At 40.2% G+C, this 15,911-nt stretch carries 14 protein-coding genes and 1 pseudogene; 3 read left to right on the top strand and 12 right to left on the bottom strand.

Features of this window, described 5'->3' with window-relative positions:
- Positions 1 to 116, top strand: a pseudogene (locus WAE57_RS01435) (IS982 family transposase); the annotation flags it as partial.
- Positions 117 to 553: 437 nt separating this feature from the next.
- On the opposite strand, the gene WAE57_RS01430 reads toward WAE57_RS01435, so the two are convergent.
- Together WAE57_RS01430 and WAE57_RS01425 are read right to left on the bottom strand one after the other, a co-directional pair.
- Complete coding sequence (locus WAE57_RS01430) at positions 554 to 1,648, bottom strand: acyl-CoA desaturase (RefSeq protein ID WP_237788554.1); 1,095 nt, start codon at positions 1,646 to 1,648, stop codon at positions 554 to 556.
- A 13-nt stretch (positions 1,649 to 1,661) separates the two neighbouring features.
- Positions 1,662 to 2,732 carry a ferredoxin reductase gene (locus WAE57_RS01425; protein WP_337707687.1) on the bottom strand — a complete coding sequence of 357 codons (1,071 nt, stop codon included), beginning with the start codon at positions 2,730 to 2,732 and terminating at the stop codon, positions 1,662 to 1,664.
- 139 nt (positions 2,733 to 2,871) lie between these two features.
- Between WAE57_RS01425 and fabR the strand changes: the two genes are divergently transcribed.
- Positions 2,872 to 3,567 carry an HTH-type transcriptional repressor FabR gene (fabR, locus tag WAE57_RS01420; protein ID WP_237788552.1) on the top strand — a complete coding sequence of 232 codons (696 nt, stop codon included), beginning with the start codon at positions 2,872 to 2,874 and terminating at the stop codon, positions 3,565 to 3,567.
- 1 nt (position 3,568) lies between these two features.
- Here fabR and WAE57_RS01415 read toward each other — a convergent pair whose 3' ends face one another.
- The 10 genes from WAE57_RS01415 to WAE57_RS01370 form a co-directional block, all read right to left on the bottom strand.
- Positions 3,569 to 4,447, bottom strand: a complete 879-nt coding sequence (locus WAE57_RS01415) for an alpha/beta hydrolase (protein WP_337707686.1) — start codon at positions 4,445 to 4,447, stop codon at positions 3,569 to 3,571.
- 159 nt (positions 4,448 to 4,606) lie between these two features.
- Complete coding sequence (locus WAE57_RS01410) at positions 4,607 to 4,873, bottom strand: PAAR domain-containing protein (protein WP_337707685.1); 267 nt, start codon at positions 4,871 to 4,873, stop codon at positions 4,607 to 4,609.
- Positions 4,874 to 5,017: 144 nt separating this feature from the next.
- Positions 5,018 to 7,855 carry an RNA polymerase-associated protein RapA gene (rapA, locus tag WAE57_RS01405; protein ID WP_337707684.1) on the bottom strand — a complete coding sequence of 946 codons (2,838 nt, stop codon included), beginning with the start codon at positions 7,853 to 7,855 and terminating at the stop codon, positions 5,018 to 5,020.
- A 142-nt stretch (positions 7,856 to 7,997) separates the two neighbouring features.
- Positions 7,998 to 8,642, bottom strand: coding sequence for an RluA family pseudouridine synthase (locus WAE57_RS01400; protein WP_337707683.1), 645 nt, complete (start codon positions 8,640 to 8,642; stop codon positions 7,998 to 8,000).
- Positions 8,643 to 8,771: 129 nt separating this feature from the next.
- Complete coding sequence (locus WAE57_RS01395) at positions 8,772 to 9,482, bottom strand: phosphopantetheine-binding protein (RefSeq protein WP_337707682.1); 711 nt, start codon at positions 9,480 to 9,482, stop codon at positions 8,772 to 8,774.
- A gap of 97 nt (positions 9,483 to 9,579) precedes the next feature.
- The gene (locus WAE57_RS01390) at positions 9,580 to 10,506 is read right to left on the bottom strand and encodes a hypothetical protein (protein WP_337707681.1); all 927 of its coding nucleotides are present in this window, start codon (positions 10,504 to 10,506) and stop codon (positions 9,580 to 9,582) included.
- Positions 10,507 to 10,570: 64 nt separating this feature from the next.
- Positions 10,571 to 10,984, bottom strand: coding sequence for a heme-binding protein (locus tag WAE57_RS01385; protein ID WP_337707680.1), 414 nt, complete (start codon positions 10,982 to 10,984; stop codon positions 10,571 to 10,573).
- A 132-nt stretch (positions 10,985 to 11,116) separates the two neighbouring features.
- Positions 11,117 to 12,418, bottom strand: coding sequence for a glutamate-1-semialdehyde 2,1-aminomutase (gene hemL / locus WAE57_RS01380; RefSeq protein WP_337707679.1), 1,302 nt, complete (start codon positions 12,416 to 12,418; stop codon positions 11,117 to 11,119).
- Positions 12,419 to 12,456: 38 nt separating this feature from the next.
- Positions 12,457 to 13,077: a thiamine phosphate synthase gene (thiE, locus tag WAE57_RS01375; protein WP_337707678.1), complete on the bottom strand. Its 621-nt coding sequence runs from the start codon at positions 13,075 to 13,077 to the stop codon at positions 12,457 to 12,459.
- 681 nt (positions 13,078 to 13,758) lie between these two features.
- Complete coding sequence (locus tag WAE57_RS01370) at positions 13,759 to 14,136, bottom strand: DUF962 domain-containing protein (RefSeq protein WP_237788135.1); 378 nt, start codon at positions 14,134 to 14,136, stop codon at positions 13,759 to 13,761.
- A gap of 271 nt (positions 14,137 to 14,407) precedes the next feature.
- Between WAE57_RS01370 and WAE57_RS01365 the strand changes: the two genes are divergently transcribed.
- Positions 14,408 to 15,868, top strand: coding sequence for a CYTH domain-containing protein (locus tag WAE57_RS01365; RefSeq protein ID WP_337707677.1), 1,461 nt, complete (start codon positions 14,408 to 14,410; stop codon positions 15,866 to 15,868).
- Positions 15,869 to 15,911 lie beyond the last annotated feature (43 nt).

Here is a 15,911-nt window from a genome sequence, read left to right as displayed (position 1 = left end):
TGAGTAGAGCCCGTAGTATGAGTGGCTTTTTAAATGGGATTTATGCTTCATTGTGCGCATATCAATTAACCCATCGAAATAAGCCAACCATTCGGATTATGGAATCATTGGCTTAAACAGGATTCGGGTTAATTACTTATATTTAGCTTTTATAAAATATATTGAATCAATAATTTTATTTTTCAACAGGATGAAAGAAATATATAAATTCTTTAGCTAAATAGTTTGCAAGTGTTTTTATAACAAGATGTGTATAAGAGATTCGTTTTTATTGACTTTTATTTTCAAATATTAACAATAGCAAAAATGCTCAAAATAATAAATTTCACGTTTTTTAAAAAAAATCAACAAAGAATTTACAATAAATTAAAAAAGTATTTTTTGAAACAGTCTACTGTATGAATTAAATATTTGATCTATTCCTCAAATATAAAAAGTGACTCTTTCAAAGTCACTTTTAGTTAAGAATTTGGCTAGATGAGAAAATCACGTCTTATCGCAATTCAAATCGCTTTAACAACTTAAATGATCTTTCCATCTATTTAAATTTTATTTACTTCTTGAATGGAAAAGCATATTTAACAATACGTTTAAGCACACTGCCATATTGTTTAACCAAGCTGGCATTATTGTAATTTAAACCATATTTTTCACAAACTGCCTGAACTTTAGGCGCCATCTTGCGGTAACGGCGTGCCGGAATATCAGGATATAAGTGATGCTCAATTTGATGGCTTAAATGACCTGTCAAAATATGGAAGGCTTCTGAACCCGTCAGATTAGATGAACCTCGGATCTGACGCATATACCAGTGACCACGGCTTTCATTTTCTAGCACTGATTTCGGGAACACCTCTACATCTTTAGTGAAGTGACCACAGAAAATAATACTAAAGGTCCAGATATTGCGGATACCATTAGCAACCAGGTTACCAGTAAATACAGGTAAAGCCGCAGGGCCTGCAATCAATGGGAAAAACACATAATCTTTAAACAATTGTTTGCCAATTTTCTTTTGCATTGGCTGCCATTCTTTTTTGGCTTGTTCTTTGCTTTTACGACCAAACCATACTTTGCCCAATTCAAGGTTTTGAATTGCTACGCCCCATTGGAACAACAAGCAAAATGGAATGGCGTAGATTGGTTGTAAAAGATAGCCTGGTTTCCAGCGCTGTTCCGGAAACAGGCGCAGCAAACCATAACCAATGTCATCATCCATACCTTTAATATTGGTATAGGTATGGTGCTTATAGTTATGGGTCTGACGCCAGTTATCTGCTGTGCCGACAATGTCCCACTCATAACTTGGACCATTGAATTTTGGATCGTTCATCCAGTCATATTGACCATGCATGACATTATGGCCTAGCTCCATGTTTTCCATGATTTTAGCAAAGCCAAGTAAGCCAGTACCTAAAACCCAAGCTGGTGGGAACCAGCCTGCAAACAAACAGGCACGCCCTGCAATCGAAGCATAACGAACGGTTGAATAAACACGACGAATATATTTGGCATCTTTTTCGCCAATATCATCTAGCACTTCTTGTTTAATTATATCCAATTCACGAGCCAAATCATCTAATTGAGATTGAGTGAGCTCACCATTTTTAGGATTCTTAAAATATTCTACTTTAACGGGCATATTCATGATTTTGACTCACTTATAAATCAATCACAAGATCTGACTGAGCTGAATTGACACAGATTTTTAATAAATTACCAGGTTCGGAATTTTGACTACCATTCACTAGATCTTTAGTTGAACCTTCAACTTTATTACACACACATTTATGACAAATGCCCATGCGACAACCATGAGTAGGTTTAATATTTTGTTGTTCCAGGCTGGTTAAAATGGACTGCCCTTTAGGAATGGCAACCACTTTTTTTGACTTCAACAAGGTTATATTGACAAAGCCAATATCAGAATTTTCAACAGCACTCATGCTAAAAGCTTCACTTTTGAAACTCTGCGCATGGGCAAATAACTGTTCTGCCTGTGCGACAAATCCAGAAGGACCACAAGCATACACCAGACTATTTTCAATATTTGTAACCAAAGCCGCATGGTCTTGGTTTAGACGCACACCTGCATCTTCTTCTTGGGTATAAAAAACCTGAAATGAGAAATTAGGGTATTGTTCGGCCAGTTTTTCAAAGCGTGTTTTAAATGCACAATCGGCATATTGTTTAACCCAATACAATAGCTGGATGGGTGCTTGGGTCATCTGGTCAGTCTTGGCTAAGGCCTTGAGTAAACTCAGCATTGGCGTAATACCACTACCTGCAGCAAGCAATACCATTGGCTGAGCCTGCGTAGGTAACAGCATATCGCCATAAGGCTGACCAAATTCAAGAATATCGCCGACTTGAGCCTGCTCCACCAGCCACGAGCTGACTTTACCCTGATCGACTTTTTTTACTGTAAGCAAAACATGCTGAGCATCAAGCTGAGTCAGACTATAGCTACGTTCATAGCGCACACCATTGACTTCCACAAAAACCGGATGGTGCTGCCCTGCTTGCCCCATTTTAAAATGACGGTTCACCTGAATGGTTAAACTCATCATATTTTGCGCAGAATTTTCTTTTTGGACAATTTTGCCCAAGGCCTGATTGACTGACCAAAGGGGATTGATTTTTTGCAACCAGAAATCAGCCGCGTACTGGTCAATAACGCTTTCAGCCAGTGAACTTAGGGGAGATTTTTTCATTTTTTCTACAACATGCATAGTCAGTACCACGCGATCGATTTTTAATTATTATACACATGTATATATACTTGTATATATATTTGTATTGTTTCTATTCATTTCCCAAGTTGCAATGCAACCGTTATAATGTTTTCGTATCTCTAATCCCTTGAAAAATATGAACCCGTCTTCAATCAAAAAAAATGTTGATGCTCCTGTTGATAAACAGAATGTTGTTCATGAACCGGTGATCGTCCGTACTGTAGGACGAAAAGCAACCATTACCAAAGAAGAGCTGTTTCAAGCTGCATTGAACTTAATTGGACCGCAAAAAAGCATCTCTTCCTTGAGCCTACGTGAAGTTGCGCGTGAAGCTGGAATTGCGCCCAACAGTTTTTATCGGCATTTCAGAGATATAGATGAACTTGCGATTGAGCTGATTGATCGTGCCGGGATTGTATTACGTCAAATTTTGCACCAAGCGCGCTTAAAGGCCTCCAAGCAAAACAGCATTATTCGCAGTTCAGTCGAAGTTTTTATTGAACAGTTAGATGCCGATGAAGGCAATTTAAGTTTATTGCTGCGTGAAGCCTACACCGGCTCCGCGTCTTATAAATTAGCGGTTGAACGCCAGTTAAATTATTTCCAGCAAGAATTACAGGAAGATCTCATTCGCCTGGAACGCCTCAATAACAACAGGCTTTCTCACCCCGATATCGCCGCAAAAGCCATTACCCAACTGGTATTTAATATGGGTGCAACAGTCATTGATATCTCTGCGAAGGAACGTAAGGAAATTGCCGAACAAACCATGATCATGATTCGGATGATTCTAGAAGGTGCACGCCATCTGGATGAAGCGAAAATTCGGTAATTTATAATTTTATTGCTTGTGAAGAATACCCGTCTAAATTCTTCACTGTGCATTCAATATTTTGCTGTGCTGAAATGATCTTTTTCACCGATTGGGCTGTGCTTTCAGGTTGCTCTAAAGGAAACATATGCCCGCCTTCGACTACACTAAACTCAACACCATAAGTTTTTTTCATCCCTTGGGGTAAACCTTGCTTATAAAAATGGCTTTGCTCTGCTGTAATTAAATGTACAGGTACTTGCGGTGCTTTACGCGGCGTACGCCACCACCACGCAGGTACAGTTCTAAAAATTTCCGCTTCAATGGCTTTAGGAATGCTTAAAGTCACGCCTCCTCTGCTTTGATCTTGTGTAATACCATGTGCAAAATAATCATCAAAACACTGCTTATCAAAATTCTTGAACAGTCGGTTATTTCGCAAAGATGTATAGGCTTCATCAAAACTGCGCCAATGATCATTGCGTTTAAGCGTAATCGCTGCAGGCGTGATTTTATCCACGGCTTTTAATTTAAGTTTTTGCATAGCTTCAAAAATAGCCGACTTGCTGCCAATCACAAAAGGTGGATCCATAATGATCAGTTGTGAAAACAAATCAGGGCGTTTATAGGCCGCCATTAACGTGACCAAGGAACCAAATGAGTGACCCAGCCCAATCACCTGCTGATCTGGAAATTGCTGTTCAATGTCTGCAATCACCTGTTCGACCAGATACTGCCAGCTCATGGTCACTGGATATTGTGGATTCAGGCCAATCATCGGGATGGCTTTTAAATTAAAATCGGCTTTAAAGTAATTAAAAAACTTTTGATAAGTGGCTGAAGGTATACCATTGGCATGGGTAAAATGAATCGCATTTTTCTTGAATAATCCATCTGTCATACCCGTTGCTCTTGTTTAATTTGTGCCATTAATAGTGCGATAGCTTAAGCAAAAGCGAACCTAGATGAAATCGCTAAATCTATGATTCCCTGACTTGCAAGTCAGATAGCATTAAACCGCAGAATCATCCAGCACAAAAAATGATTGGATTACTGAAATTTATTTTTTCGAAACCACTAAAAACTGATTGCCTAAAAAAGTTGCCCCACAGCTGGTTTTATCCCCCGCAATGACCACTCCACGACCTTTAACCAATGTAGATTGATTCGCAGCAATGGCCGACACCATAGTTTGACATTGAGGACAATAATGCTTCATGCCATGCAAATGCACAGCGATTCCATTTATGACAAACGAAGAATCACATTCTGAAACTATACCGCCGTGTGAGGTTGTAGAACCCATGGTGACTAAAGACTGAGCCATTGTTATTCTTAATATGATTTATAATTATCTGCTCATTTTAGCATGAGATTTGTTCTGCTCTCCAGATAAACCAATCTTCGGCCTACAGAAAATAGTGCCGATAAAAAAGCACCCGTAGGTGCTCTTTTATGAAAAAACTTTTGTTTATGGCTTAACCACTACCATTACCTGAATCGCTTCCGGTGTTACAGATAAACCCTCTAACAGGCTCAAGCCTTCTTTCTGGAATTTCTGTAAACGTGAAATTTCATCTTCACGGATGCTTGGGTTAAATTGCTTCAGGTAACTTAAACGGTCAATTTCATATTGCCATTTGTTGCCATAAACTTCCTTAGCCAGCTGCTTAAAGTTTGGCAATGCAGTTTTGGCAATATCTAACGCCTGGTTATAACGCTGCTCAATCACTTCACGGCGTGCTTTCACCACTTGACGGCAGCTATTGCCATCTAAGTGATGCAGATAAGGTTTCAGGATATCTGGTGCAATCTTGTCAGATAGGTCCTGACCTTTTTCACTGAGCAATACGCGAATCAGCTGTTGCGGCAAGCTTGACGGCAAGTTTAATGCTTTCGGTGCTACTACATCTACCTTGAACCATACTTCCAGCAATACCGAACCTTGTGGCAATGCAGCAGATTTTAATACGGCAACATTGGTACTACCAAAAGATTGAGTATTAATCATCTCCATCACACTTTCAGTGAAGGGATGTTCCAGAGTCAAATATTGCGCATCTTCACGAACTTGTGCCTGATCACGATAGAAGGTTGCAGTCATGCCTTCTTCATCCAGAGATAAGCCTTGAACTTGCATTTGATCGGTCGGCTTGATGATGACGGTACCGTTGCTTTGCTCATCGAAATCGATGTTGGTCGATGCCATAAAGCGTTTCATAAACATCGGCAAAGTGGTGTTGTCGTCATAATCTTCAAGCGCCTGCACAATTTCCTGCGCCACGATTGGACGGCATGAGTTGTATTCAAGCAAGCGGTCACGGCCTTCCTGCAATTCCGCTTCCAGGGCTTCACGCTGAACGCTGACCTCTTCCAGTAAATCTTCAAATTGCTGGCCCAAGTCCGCCAATAAACAGTCTTTTAACTTCACAATGAAGTTTTCTTGCAGGGTTTGTGCCGTTGGTGAAATATTGCTGAAGATATTTAAGCCTTCGTTATACCAGCGGAACATGCGTTCCTGTGCAGTGCCCACTAAATAAGGCACATGAATCTGAATCCGGTTTTCCTGACCAATACGGTCCAGACGACCAATACGCTGTTCAAGCACATCCGGGTTGGCAGGCAAGTCAAACAAGATCAGGTCTGATGCAAACTGGAAGTTACGACCTTCCGAACCAATTTCAGAACACAACAGGATTTGTGCGCCATAAGATTCTTCAGCGAAATATGCTGCTGCCTGGTCACGCTCAAGCAGGCTCATGCCTTCATGGAACATGGCGGTACGGATGCCGGCATGTAAACGCAGAACATTTTCCAGCGCTTCAACTACCGGGCCACTACGTGCAATCAGTAATACTTTTTTGTGCTTGAGTTCGGTACGCAGCATTTCCATGAGCCACATCACACGTGGGTCATGTTCCATCCAGGCACCATCCAGCTGTGCTTCTTCAGGCCACATTTGCTCACGCAATTTACCGTCTTTAGACCAGTTTGCAGGTGCGGGTAAAGCTGCTGGTCGACAGTCACGGCCCGGGAAACCCTGAATCGCTTCACGGGTATTACGGAATAAAATACGGCCTGTACCATGACGGTCTAACAATTCATGAATGGCACGGAAACGCTGTTCAGGTTCATCCTGAATGCTATGCCCTAACAAGCCTTCAATCGCTTTTAAATGTCCTTCTTCCAAAGGCATGTCCGACATCAACACTTCAGCAATTTTTGCCGTTTGATGATACTGCTCTTCTTCGTCCAAGAAACGATCCAGTGAGCTAAAGCGTTGTGGATCAAGCAGACGTAAACGTGCGAAATGGCTTTCTACACCCAGCTGTTCTGGCGTTGCAGTGAGTAGCAAAACACCCGGAGTTTTTTCAGCCAGTTCTTCAACCAGATCGTAACGGTCATTACCGCCTTCTTCTTCGCTCCACATCAGGTGATGTGCTTCGTCTACTACTAGAAGGTCAAAACCCGCTTCTAAAGCCTGTTCACGTAAATCATCATGATCGACCATCAAGTCAACAGAAGCAATGATACGCTGCTCGGTCAGGAATGGGTTTAAATCAGGATCATGTTCTTTAATTGATGCGGTACGGGTCAAATCAAATAAAGAGAATTCCAGATTGAAACGGCGACGCATTTCAATCATCCACTGATATTGCAGTGAATCTGGAACTAAAATCAGGATACGTTCAGAACGGGCAGTTTTCAGTTGTTGATGGATAATCAAACCTGCTTCAATGGTTTTACCCAAGCCCACTTCATCCGCCAGTAATACACGCGGTGCAAAACGCTGACCCACTTCATGGGCAATATAAAGCTGGTGTGGAATTAAGCCGACACGTGCACCGACCATGCCACGTAAGGGACTGTTCTTCATATTGGCTTGCATCAGTAATGCTTCAATACGCAGGTCATACCATTCTTTATAGTCGACCTGGCTGGCCAGCAAGCGGTCAAGCGGTTTAGACAGCTGAATGGTCGCACCAATACGGGTTTCATTTAACGACTTACGTTCTTCGCTACCATCTTCCAGAGTACGAATCACGTTATAACGCACCACACCATGACGGTCTTCAAAAGACTCAACCACCCATTTGGTGCCTTCCTGATCCTGCAATTCATCTTTAATGTTAAAAACGATACGTGATAAAGGTGCATTGTTACGTGCATAGACACGCGTTTCATCACTTTTTGGGAATAAGATGCTAACCGATCGTTCATCTACATCAATAAGAACCCCTAATCCGAGTTCTGTTTCTGTATCTGATAACCAACGCTGACCAATAGCAAACTGATGCAATTTTTCCACCTTTATCTAAAAATGACGACTCTAATTTCAAACTCAAAAACTGCCTAGTATTTGAGCAAAAAAATAGGTCTTTAAGCAATATATTTTGACATAAAGCCCACTAAAAAGTGCGCAAAATCGATGAGATTAAAAAGTTTTCACCTTAAAAAGGTACAGGATAATAAAACTCTACCAACTGCTCTGTTTGCGGATGATAAAAACTTAAGTTTTCGGCATGCAAACACAGACGCGGCATTAACTGTTGCTGCTCGGCTGTAGCATATAAGGTATCACCGACAATCGGATGCCCCAGATACTGCATATGTACACGAAGCTGATGTGAACGCCCGGTAATTGGCATGAGTTTGACACGCGTAACCGCCTGTCCCTGAATTTGAAAATGTTCAATGGCCTGCCAATGAGTTAATGCAGGCTTGTTATGCTTGGGATCGGCAATATGTAAAGGCGGATGTTCAGGATCGTACACCACAGGAACATCGACCGTGCCTTCCCCTTCAAGATGCCCTGCCACAACAGCCTGATAGTTTTTTTCGGTTTGGCGTTCCTGAAACTGGCGGGAAATGGTTTTTTGTCCCCATTTACTCAGGCCAAACACCAGAATGCCGGAGGTATCCCGATCCAGACGATGAATCAGTAATGTTTTTGGTTCTATTTCTAATAATCGGTTGATCACACAATCTTGTAAATCTTCGGTTTTGCCGGGAACAGTGAGCACACCTGCTGGTTTATGGATGACCATAAAATCTTCATCACGATGTATCAGATGTTCGGTTAGAAAATTACTCAATGTTCAATCCCAGGCTGATCGCGAAAACAAGCCGGCAATGATAGAAAGCTTGGCACAGAATTACAATGCACAATGCTTGAATTGGCGACGGTTTTTTCGATTTTAAACAAAAATAATTTCAATAGCACTTTATGAACCTGCCGATTGCAATATAAAGCTGGCCAGTTCATGCAGTGAATTGTGTTTTAGGACATCTTCATAAGTGATATTTGCCCCATGCGCTCGCCATATACCGACCAAAGTAACAATAGCGATAGAATCCAAACCGTATTGCCTCAAATCAACATATGGATCAATTTCAAGTGCATCCATGTTCAGTTGTTCCGCCACGGCGAGCATAATTCCTTTGGTTGAAAGCACATAATTTGACGGTGCACTTAAATCCCATAATCTAGTCAAACTATAGCTATTCATGTGATGCAAACCTTGTGCCGAAATGTTATCAATCCATTGAATATGCTGTTCCTGATTCGACAATAAAATCGCATCATCAACCACACAGATTTGCTCGGTGACACTTTGTAGATGTGGCAATATTTGCTTGAGCATCGGCGTGACCTGCCCTGCAAAAATCAGCTGCGGATGCGATGATGCATATTCACCCAGTTGCTGCATGCCTTGCATCAGGTCATCGCCATATAAGTCGACAATTGGAATATCTAAAGCTTTGGCTTTATTGCTGATCTGAACAAGATGAGTCATTAAGTCACTGTCTTGTATGCCTTCCATCATTCTTAAATTTTGCAATCCCACTAAAATAAGTACTGCATCTGTAGTTGATAGTTGCCATTTGGCTTGGGAGGGTGCGAGTTGGATTTTTTTGGGCATGGGGTACAGCATGGAGGATTTCTACTTAGCATATTGCAAGGTTGCGATATTATGCTAGCTTAAATTCATTAGCTCTATATATCTACTGAAATACTAATTTCATTTATTTTTAATCAATTTTATATTCATTGACCCAACTCAATTTCTTACACTCTTGATTATGGTAGTTCTTCAACCATACGTATTTGCTACGAATTTTTTCAATTTGCTTATTTTTCTGATCTAATTCTTCACCTGAATCTTTTTCTCGAACTAGTTTAGCTTGAGAATTCACTTCTTCCATATTATGGATAATGGATTCTTTATGTCTTCTAAAGATATTTCTTGTATTATCAATAAGCCTTTTAGGCAATATGACCATATTATTTCTCACCATGAAATCTTTAATACTAGGAGATCTAACATCTGTCATAACTCTTGTCATTTTTAAATAATCTAGAAAATGATGTCCATCGTTTAAAGTAAAAAGATTATCATCTCCATACATTTTTTTTGATAAAAATTTTATCTGTTTCATGAGCCTTGTATTTGAAACCACATCATCACACAAAATAATTTTAGGATTAATTGCAGCACACTCGCCGTCATAAGCAGCTCCCACACCCTCCCCAACAGCTATAGATCCGTCAATATATGAAAATTTATTAGTAATTCCACCACGTAAAAATATATTTTTTTCCTGATAGCATTTGAATATAAATACTACAAGTCTCATCATTATAATAATTGCTACATTTGCCGAATGGCGTACAAACTCATCCTTAAATCTTTCTTTACGATTTACTTCTTTAGGTTCAAAAGAAATTATTAAAGAATCTGAAACGAAACAATATTTCGGTTCATAAAATTCATATAAGTCAAATTCCTCTTGTAAATAAAGTTCTTTCCTCTTTTGAGAATCTTGTTCTTGAAATATTTCTGCATTCTCCTTCATAAAATTTATCAAATCTAAAGCTTTTTCTTTAGAATCAATAGCACCATTTATATTTTTATACCCTAACATATCAATAAATAGCGTCCATTGTAAAAGCCTCATAGCATCCCCAGAAATATAAAAAATGAACGAGATTGTAATAAAATCATAATAAAAAATCTTTCTATTATTGATCCTCTAAAAACCTCTCAATCGCTTGCTGCGCAATTTCAGCATCCTGGAAAGATTTCACACCCGACACCCCCATCGCTCCGACCAACTGCCCCTGGTACAGAATCGGCTCACCACCTTCTAACATGCCCGAGAACGTTTCCATAGTCAGAAAGCCCATTTGACCACCTTTAATAATATCTTCAAACAATTTGGATGGACGGCGGCTCATTGCCGAGCATTTGGCTTTTTCTAGACATAAATTGGCTGTCATAGGTGATGCCCCATCCATACGCTTCATCGCTAACAAATTACCCGTTTCATCTACAACGGCGATACTGACATTAAAATTGTTCTGAATCGCATATTGATGGGCTTGATTTAATAAAAATTCCGCATCACTTAAAGTCAAATAATGTTTGGTTTGCATTTATATTTTCCCTAATAAATATAAAAAAGTTAAATCTCCCCTAACCCCTCTTTAAGAAAGAGGGGAACTTATGATTTAGTTATCTGAGAGTTCCCTCCTTTATCAAAGGAGGGTTAGGGAGGATTCGAAAACTTAAGCTTTCATTTCAGCAAAGGTTTCTTTGGCAGCTTGAATAGTAAACTCAATATCTTCATCGCTATGTGCCGCGGAAATAAAGCCCGCTTCAAATGCAGATGGTGCAAGGTTCACACCACGGTCTAACATACCATGGAAGAATTTACGGAAAGCATCAACATCACATTTCAGCATTGAATCGAAACTAGTGATGTCTTCTTGATCGGTAAAGTACAAACCGAACATACCGCCCACTTGTTGAGTTTTGAACGGTACGCCTGCTTCATCCGCTGCAGCTTGTAAACCGGCAAGCAATTTTTCAAGTTGAGCAGACAACTTCTCATAGAAACCTTCAGCACGAAGATGTTTAAACATTTCGATCCCGGCACGCATCGCCAGTGGATTACCTGACAATGTCCCTGCTTGATAAACCTTACCAAGCGGTGCAATGCATTCCATCACTTCACGTTTACCACCGAAAGCACCGACTGGCAGACCCGCACCGATGATTTTACCTAAAGTGGTTAGGTCAGGAGTTATGCCATAGTGTGCTTGTGCACCGCCAAGACCGACACGGAAACCGGTCATCACTTCATCAATAATGAATACAGAACCATGCTCATCGCATACATCACGGATCGCTTGCAGGAAACCGTCAATCGGTTTCACCAGGTTCATGTTCCCTGCAACAGGTTCTACAATCACCCCTGCAATTTCAGAACCGAATTTTGCGAAGCATTCTTTTAAGGTTTCAATGTCATTGTAAGGCAGAGTCAGCGTGTGTTTTGCAAAATCAGCTGGTACGCCCGCAGAAGTCGCTTCACCTTCACCACTGGTCAATAAACCAGAACCTGCTTTAACCAGAAGTGAATCTGAGTGACCATGGTAACAGCCTTCAAACTTCACGATCTTGTCACGACCGGTATAACCACGTGCCAGACGAATCGCAGTCATGGTCGCTTCAGTACCTGAGTTGGTCATACGCACCAACTCAATAGACGGCATAATTTCACAGATAATATCTGCAAGCGTGGTTTCATGAACTGTTGGCGCACCAAAGCTCAAACCATCTACCGCAGCCTCTTGAACTGCTTTAATGATCTCAGGATGGGCATGTCCCAGAATCATTGGTCCCCATGAGCCCACATAGTCCACATAGCGTTTTCCATCGACATCGTATAAATACGCACCTTTGGCTTTTTCAATAAATACAGGCGTACCGCCCACCCCATTAAATGCTCGCACAGGTGAATTTACTCCACCCGGAATATGTTTATTGGCTTGTTTGAACAATTGTTCTTGCTTTGGAGATAAGCTCATGAAGGCACTCGACTAAAAATTAAATCAATCAAAATATTTTATGCTGTAGCTTGAAAAAGCGCAGACCATTCATCTAAACGCTCTGGAATAGCATTCATCGGACGACCTAATATATCACTGATCACCGCACAATAATCTGCACCACATTCAATGACTTCGTTGGAATTCTCAACAGTTAAACCACCAATCGCACAGAGTGGTACGTTCAGTTTCTCTTTGGCCAGTTTTAAGGTTTCTAAGCCAATGTTTCCAGCTTCAGGTTTAGACTCGGTCGCATAGATCGCCCCAAATGCCACATAATTTGCACCCTCAGCAATTGCCTGTTCAGCCAACTCAAGTGAGTTATTACAGCTGCGACCTATCAGTACGCCCTGAGGCAAACGTGCAACAGCATTGACAATAGAACCATCATCCTGACCTAAATGCACACCGACACCATATTTGACCGCCATTTCAAGATCATCATTAATTACGAAAGGCACACCATATTCAGCACACATGGCTTTCATGTACTCAATTTCATAAGTTTGATCTTCTTTGGCGACTTTTTTACGACGGTATTGCAAGACTGCAATACCACCATTGGCCATTGCGCCTTCCAGCTTAGCTAATAAAAGCTCTAAAGGATCATCATTGGTAATCAGATATAAACCGCGCATAACAAACTGCCAAAACTAAAACTGCCCTATTATAGGCATATCAGGGACAAGATTCAGCGGGACTGTCTTAATTCCTTAGCATTACAGCAGAAAAATGTGCAAAAAATTAAAAACTAAAACTACATTAACTTTATTTAAAATTTAGTGAAAATACCCATTTTCAGGGATAGATCATCTGGATATTAAACGGTTTAATAAACAACAAAATAATAATAACCCTAAAAACATAAACTTGGAGCAACGAACAGACTTCCTGATCCTTTGTTATAAAACACGCTTGGGGAAGCAAATGAGGGATTAGGGAGTCACCCTATTTTTATTTTATCTTGGCTCTCAGCCAAAATTGCGTACTATTTTTTAATCCTGATGGATGATTCATGCCTGAGTCATTTTCTATGTTTATAAAAAATGTATTTTTACCCTACTTCTAAACATTCAGCTTTTATACAGAATTCTTTGCATAAAAAAAGCCTAGAGAAAGGTCGCTCTAGGCTTGGAAAACTTTAAGACTGGGACAGTTTTGAAGTGAAAAAATCAGCTTCTTAAACGTCTGTTCTATTAATAAGATATTCACCCTATCATTGCAAGCTTATACCTCATAAATTTTCATCTATTTTATTTTTGGGTAAATTTTTTTGCGACACTGTTCACATAACAAACAAGAGTGAGCAGCTGATTGAACTAACTTGGAATTTTATCTAGAGAGCGATCTTTTAAACTTAAATTGCCGCGCATTACATCAGAAAACATACGCCAATCGGAAATAAAACTATACAGCGGCTGTTTAAAACTTGCTGGCTTGTTTTTTTCAAACACGAAATGTCCAATCCATGCGCTGGCATAACCACCCAATAAACCATAAGCCACATATTTGGGCTTTCTTTTTAGAATAGCACGGCTCAATAAACACAATCCGACACTACTGCCCAATATGTGCAAACGGCGACTCATGATATTACGGTGCTCAGTGAGATAAAACCGATAAAATTCATGATAGTTTTGAATCGGCAGCTGAAATTCCGGTTGATGTTCAAATTGGAGCTGAATCGTTGTATTCATAGTTGTCGTCCCGCTGTTTTCATTTACGTTAGCGCATATTTTGTTCAAATTAAAGTGTCCGCTAGCATCATTTTTTGATCATTTCCGAAGCAATTATTCACAAATCCATTCGTCAAGTCTTACATCAAACCTCATTTTCGCTACAATCAGAAGCCTAGAATGAACAATACAATTCCGGCGCTAGAAAAAATAGATTTTATAACGCATTTGTAAGCTATCGGATGTCATGTTTCATTGTTGACATCGCATCAAAAAATTAGGATGAAAGATCATGGTTGAAGTGGAATTAAAATTTCAAATTCCTGAAGCAAGACGTAATGCCCTAGCTAAGGCATTAGATCCTAAAAAATCTGAAATTATTCAACTGAAAGCCAAATATTATGATACTGAAGATCGCCTACTTTCTCAGCACGGCGTTGCCTTAAGACAACGTCTGGAAGGCACACGCTGGATTCAAACCTTAAAAGCTGCCGGAAAAAGCCACTTACACCGTTTTGAGCATAATCATGACCTAGGTGAACTTGAACACGCCCCGCAACTGGATTTATCGATTTATAATCAGGATGCCGAAGCACAGCAAATCTTGAAAAATGCTTTGGGAGATGCACAGGATCAGCTCAAACTGCAATTTGAAACCGATATACAGCGCACCTTTCGGGTGATTCAGTTTGAAGAAACCGATATTGAAGTCAGTTTAGATGTCGGTGCAGTGCGTACCGAAACGGCGCAAACTGAAGTGCATGAAGTTGAATTTGAACTTAAAGCCGGCTCTATTCAATCGCTGTTAGCCTTTAGCTTTGAATGGGTAAAAAAATATCATTTATGGCTGGATGTGCGTAGTAAAGCTGAAATCGGCAATCTTTTAGCAACCCAGCAACAAGTGAGTCCGGCAAAATCTGCCAAAGAATTTAATTTAAGTAAAAAAGATCCGGCCAATAAAAACCTCAGACTACTGATTGCCCAGCAACTTCAGCATTTACTGCCGAATATTGCAGCCATTTCAGCAGGTGTGGCAGAAAAGGAACATATTCAGCAAGCGCAAATTGCCCTGGATCATTTGAATTTGACGCTATCTTTATTTAAAGACTGGAATAAGGCTGTTTCAGATAAATGGGCCATGCAACTGGGTGCATTTAAGCAGCAGTTCGATCATTTGCAGCATTTACAGCACATGCAAACCACTTTAGGTGCATTTTTACAGAACCCTAATACTGCATCAAATTTAGCCAAAGATATTTTGTACGCCAAAGAAAAGTTGGCCAATCTGGTACGTTCAACCCAAAACGTGCATCACTATCTGGAATTATTGATGTTCAGTTTGGATCAGGAAGATAAGGTGCAAGCACAAGACCTAAAAGGTTTTGCGCAAACCACCCTACAAAATCAATATAAACAGTTGCAAGACAGCCTAAACGGCGCTGACATTACTGATTTTGCGAGTCTGGATACCTTAGCCACTAAAATTCATGAACTGAAATTTAGTTTCCCCATTTTAACCTCAATTTATGATGTCAAGAATTTGCAAAAATACAGCAAAGCTTTAAATGATGCGCAACTTGCAGCCAGTGAATATCAGATTCTGTCCTCTTCTGCCGAATATATTCAGCAAACCGAACTTGAAGCCAGTGACTGGTTCGTGTTGGGCTGGCTGACAGCAAAACAGGAAGTGTATGCACAAAACCTGCTTGAAGCGACAGAACAATTCCTAGTGAGTCGTAAATTTATTAAGTAACAAATAAAGCAACAAAATTAAACCAGTAAAATCAAAGCGTATG

The sequence above is a fragment of the Acinetobacter sp. NS-4 genome (genome assembly GCF_037402435.1).
Classification (GTDB): Bacteria; Pseudomonadota; Gammaproteobacteria; order Pseudomonadales; family Moraxellaceae; genus Acinetobacter.
The sequence above is the reverse complement of the archived record's forward strand: the minus strand, read 5'-3'. Positions and strand labels throughout refer to the sequence as shown.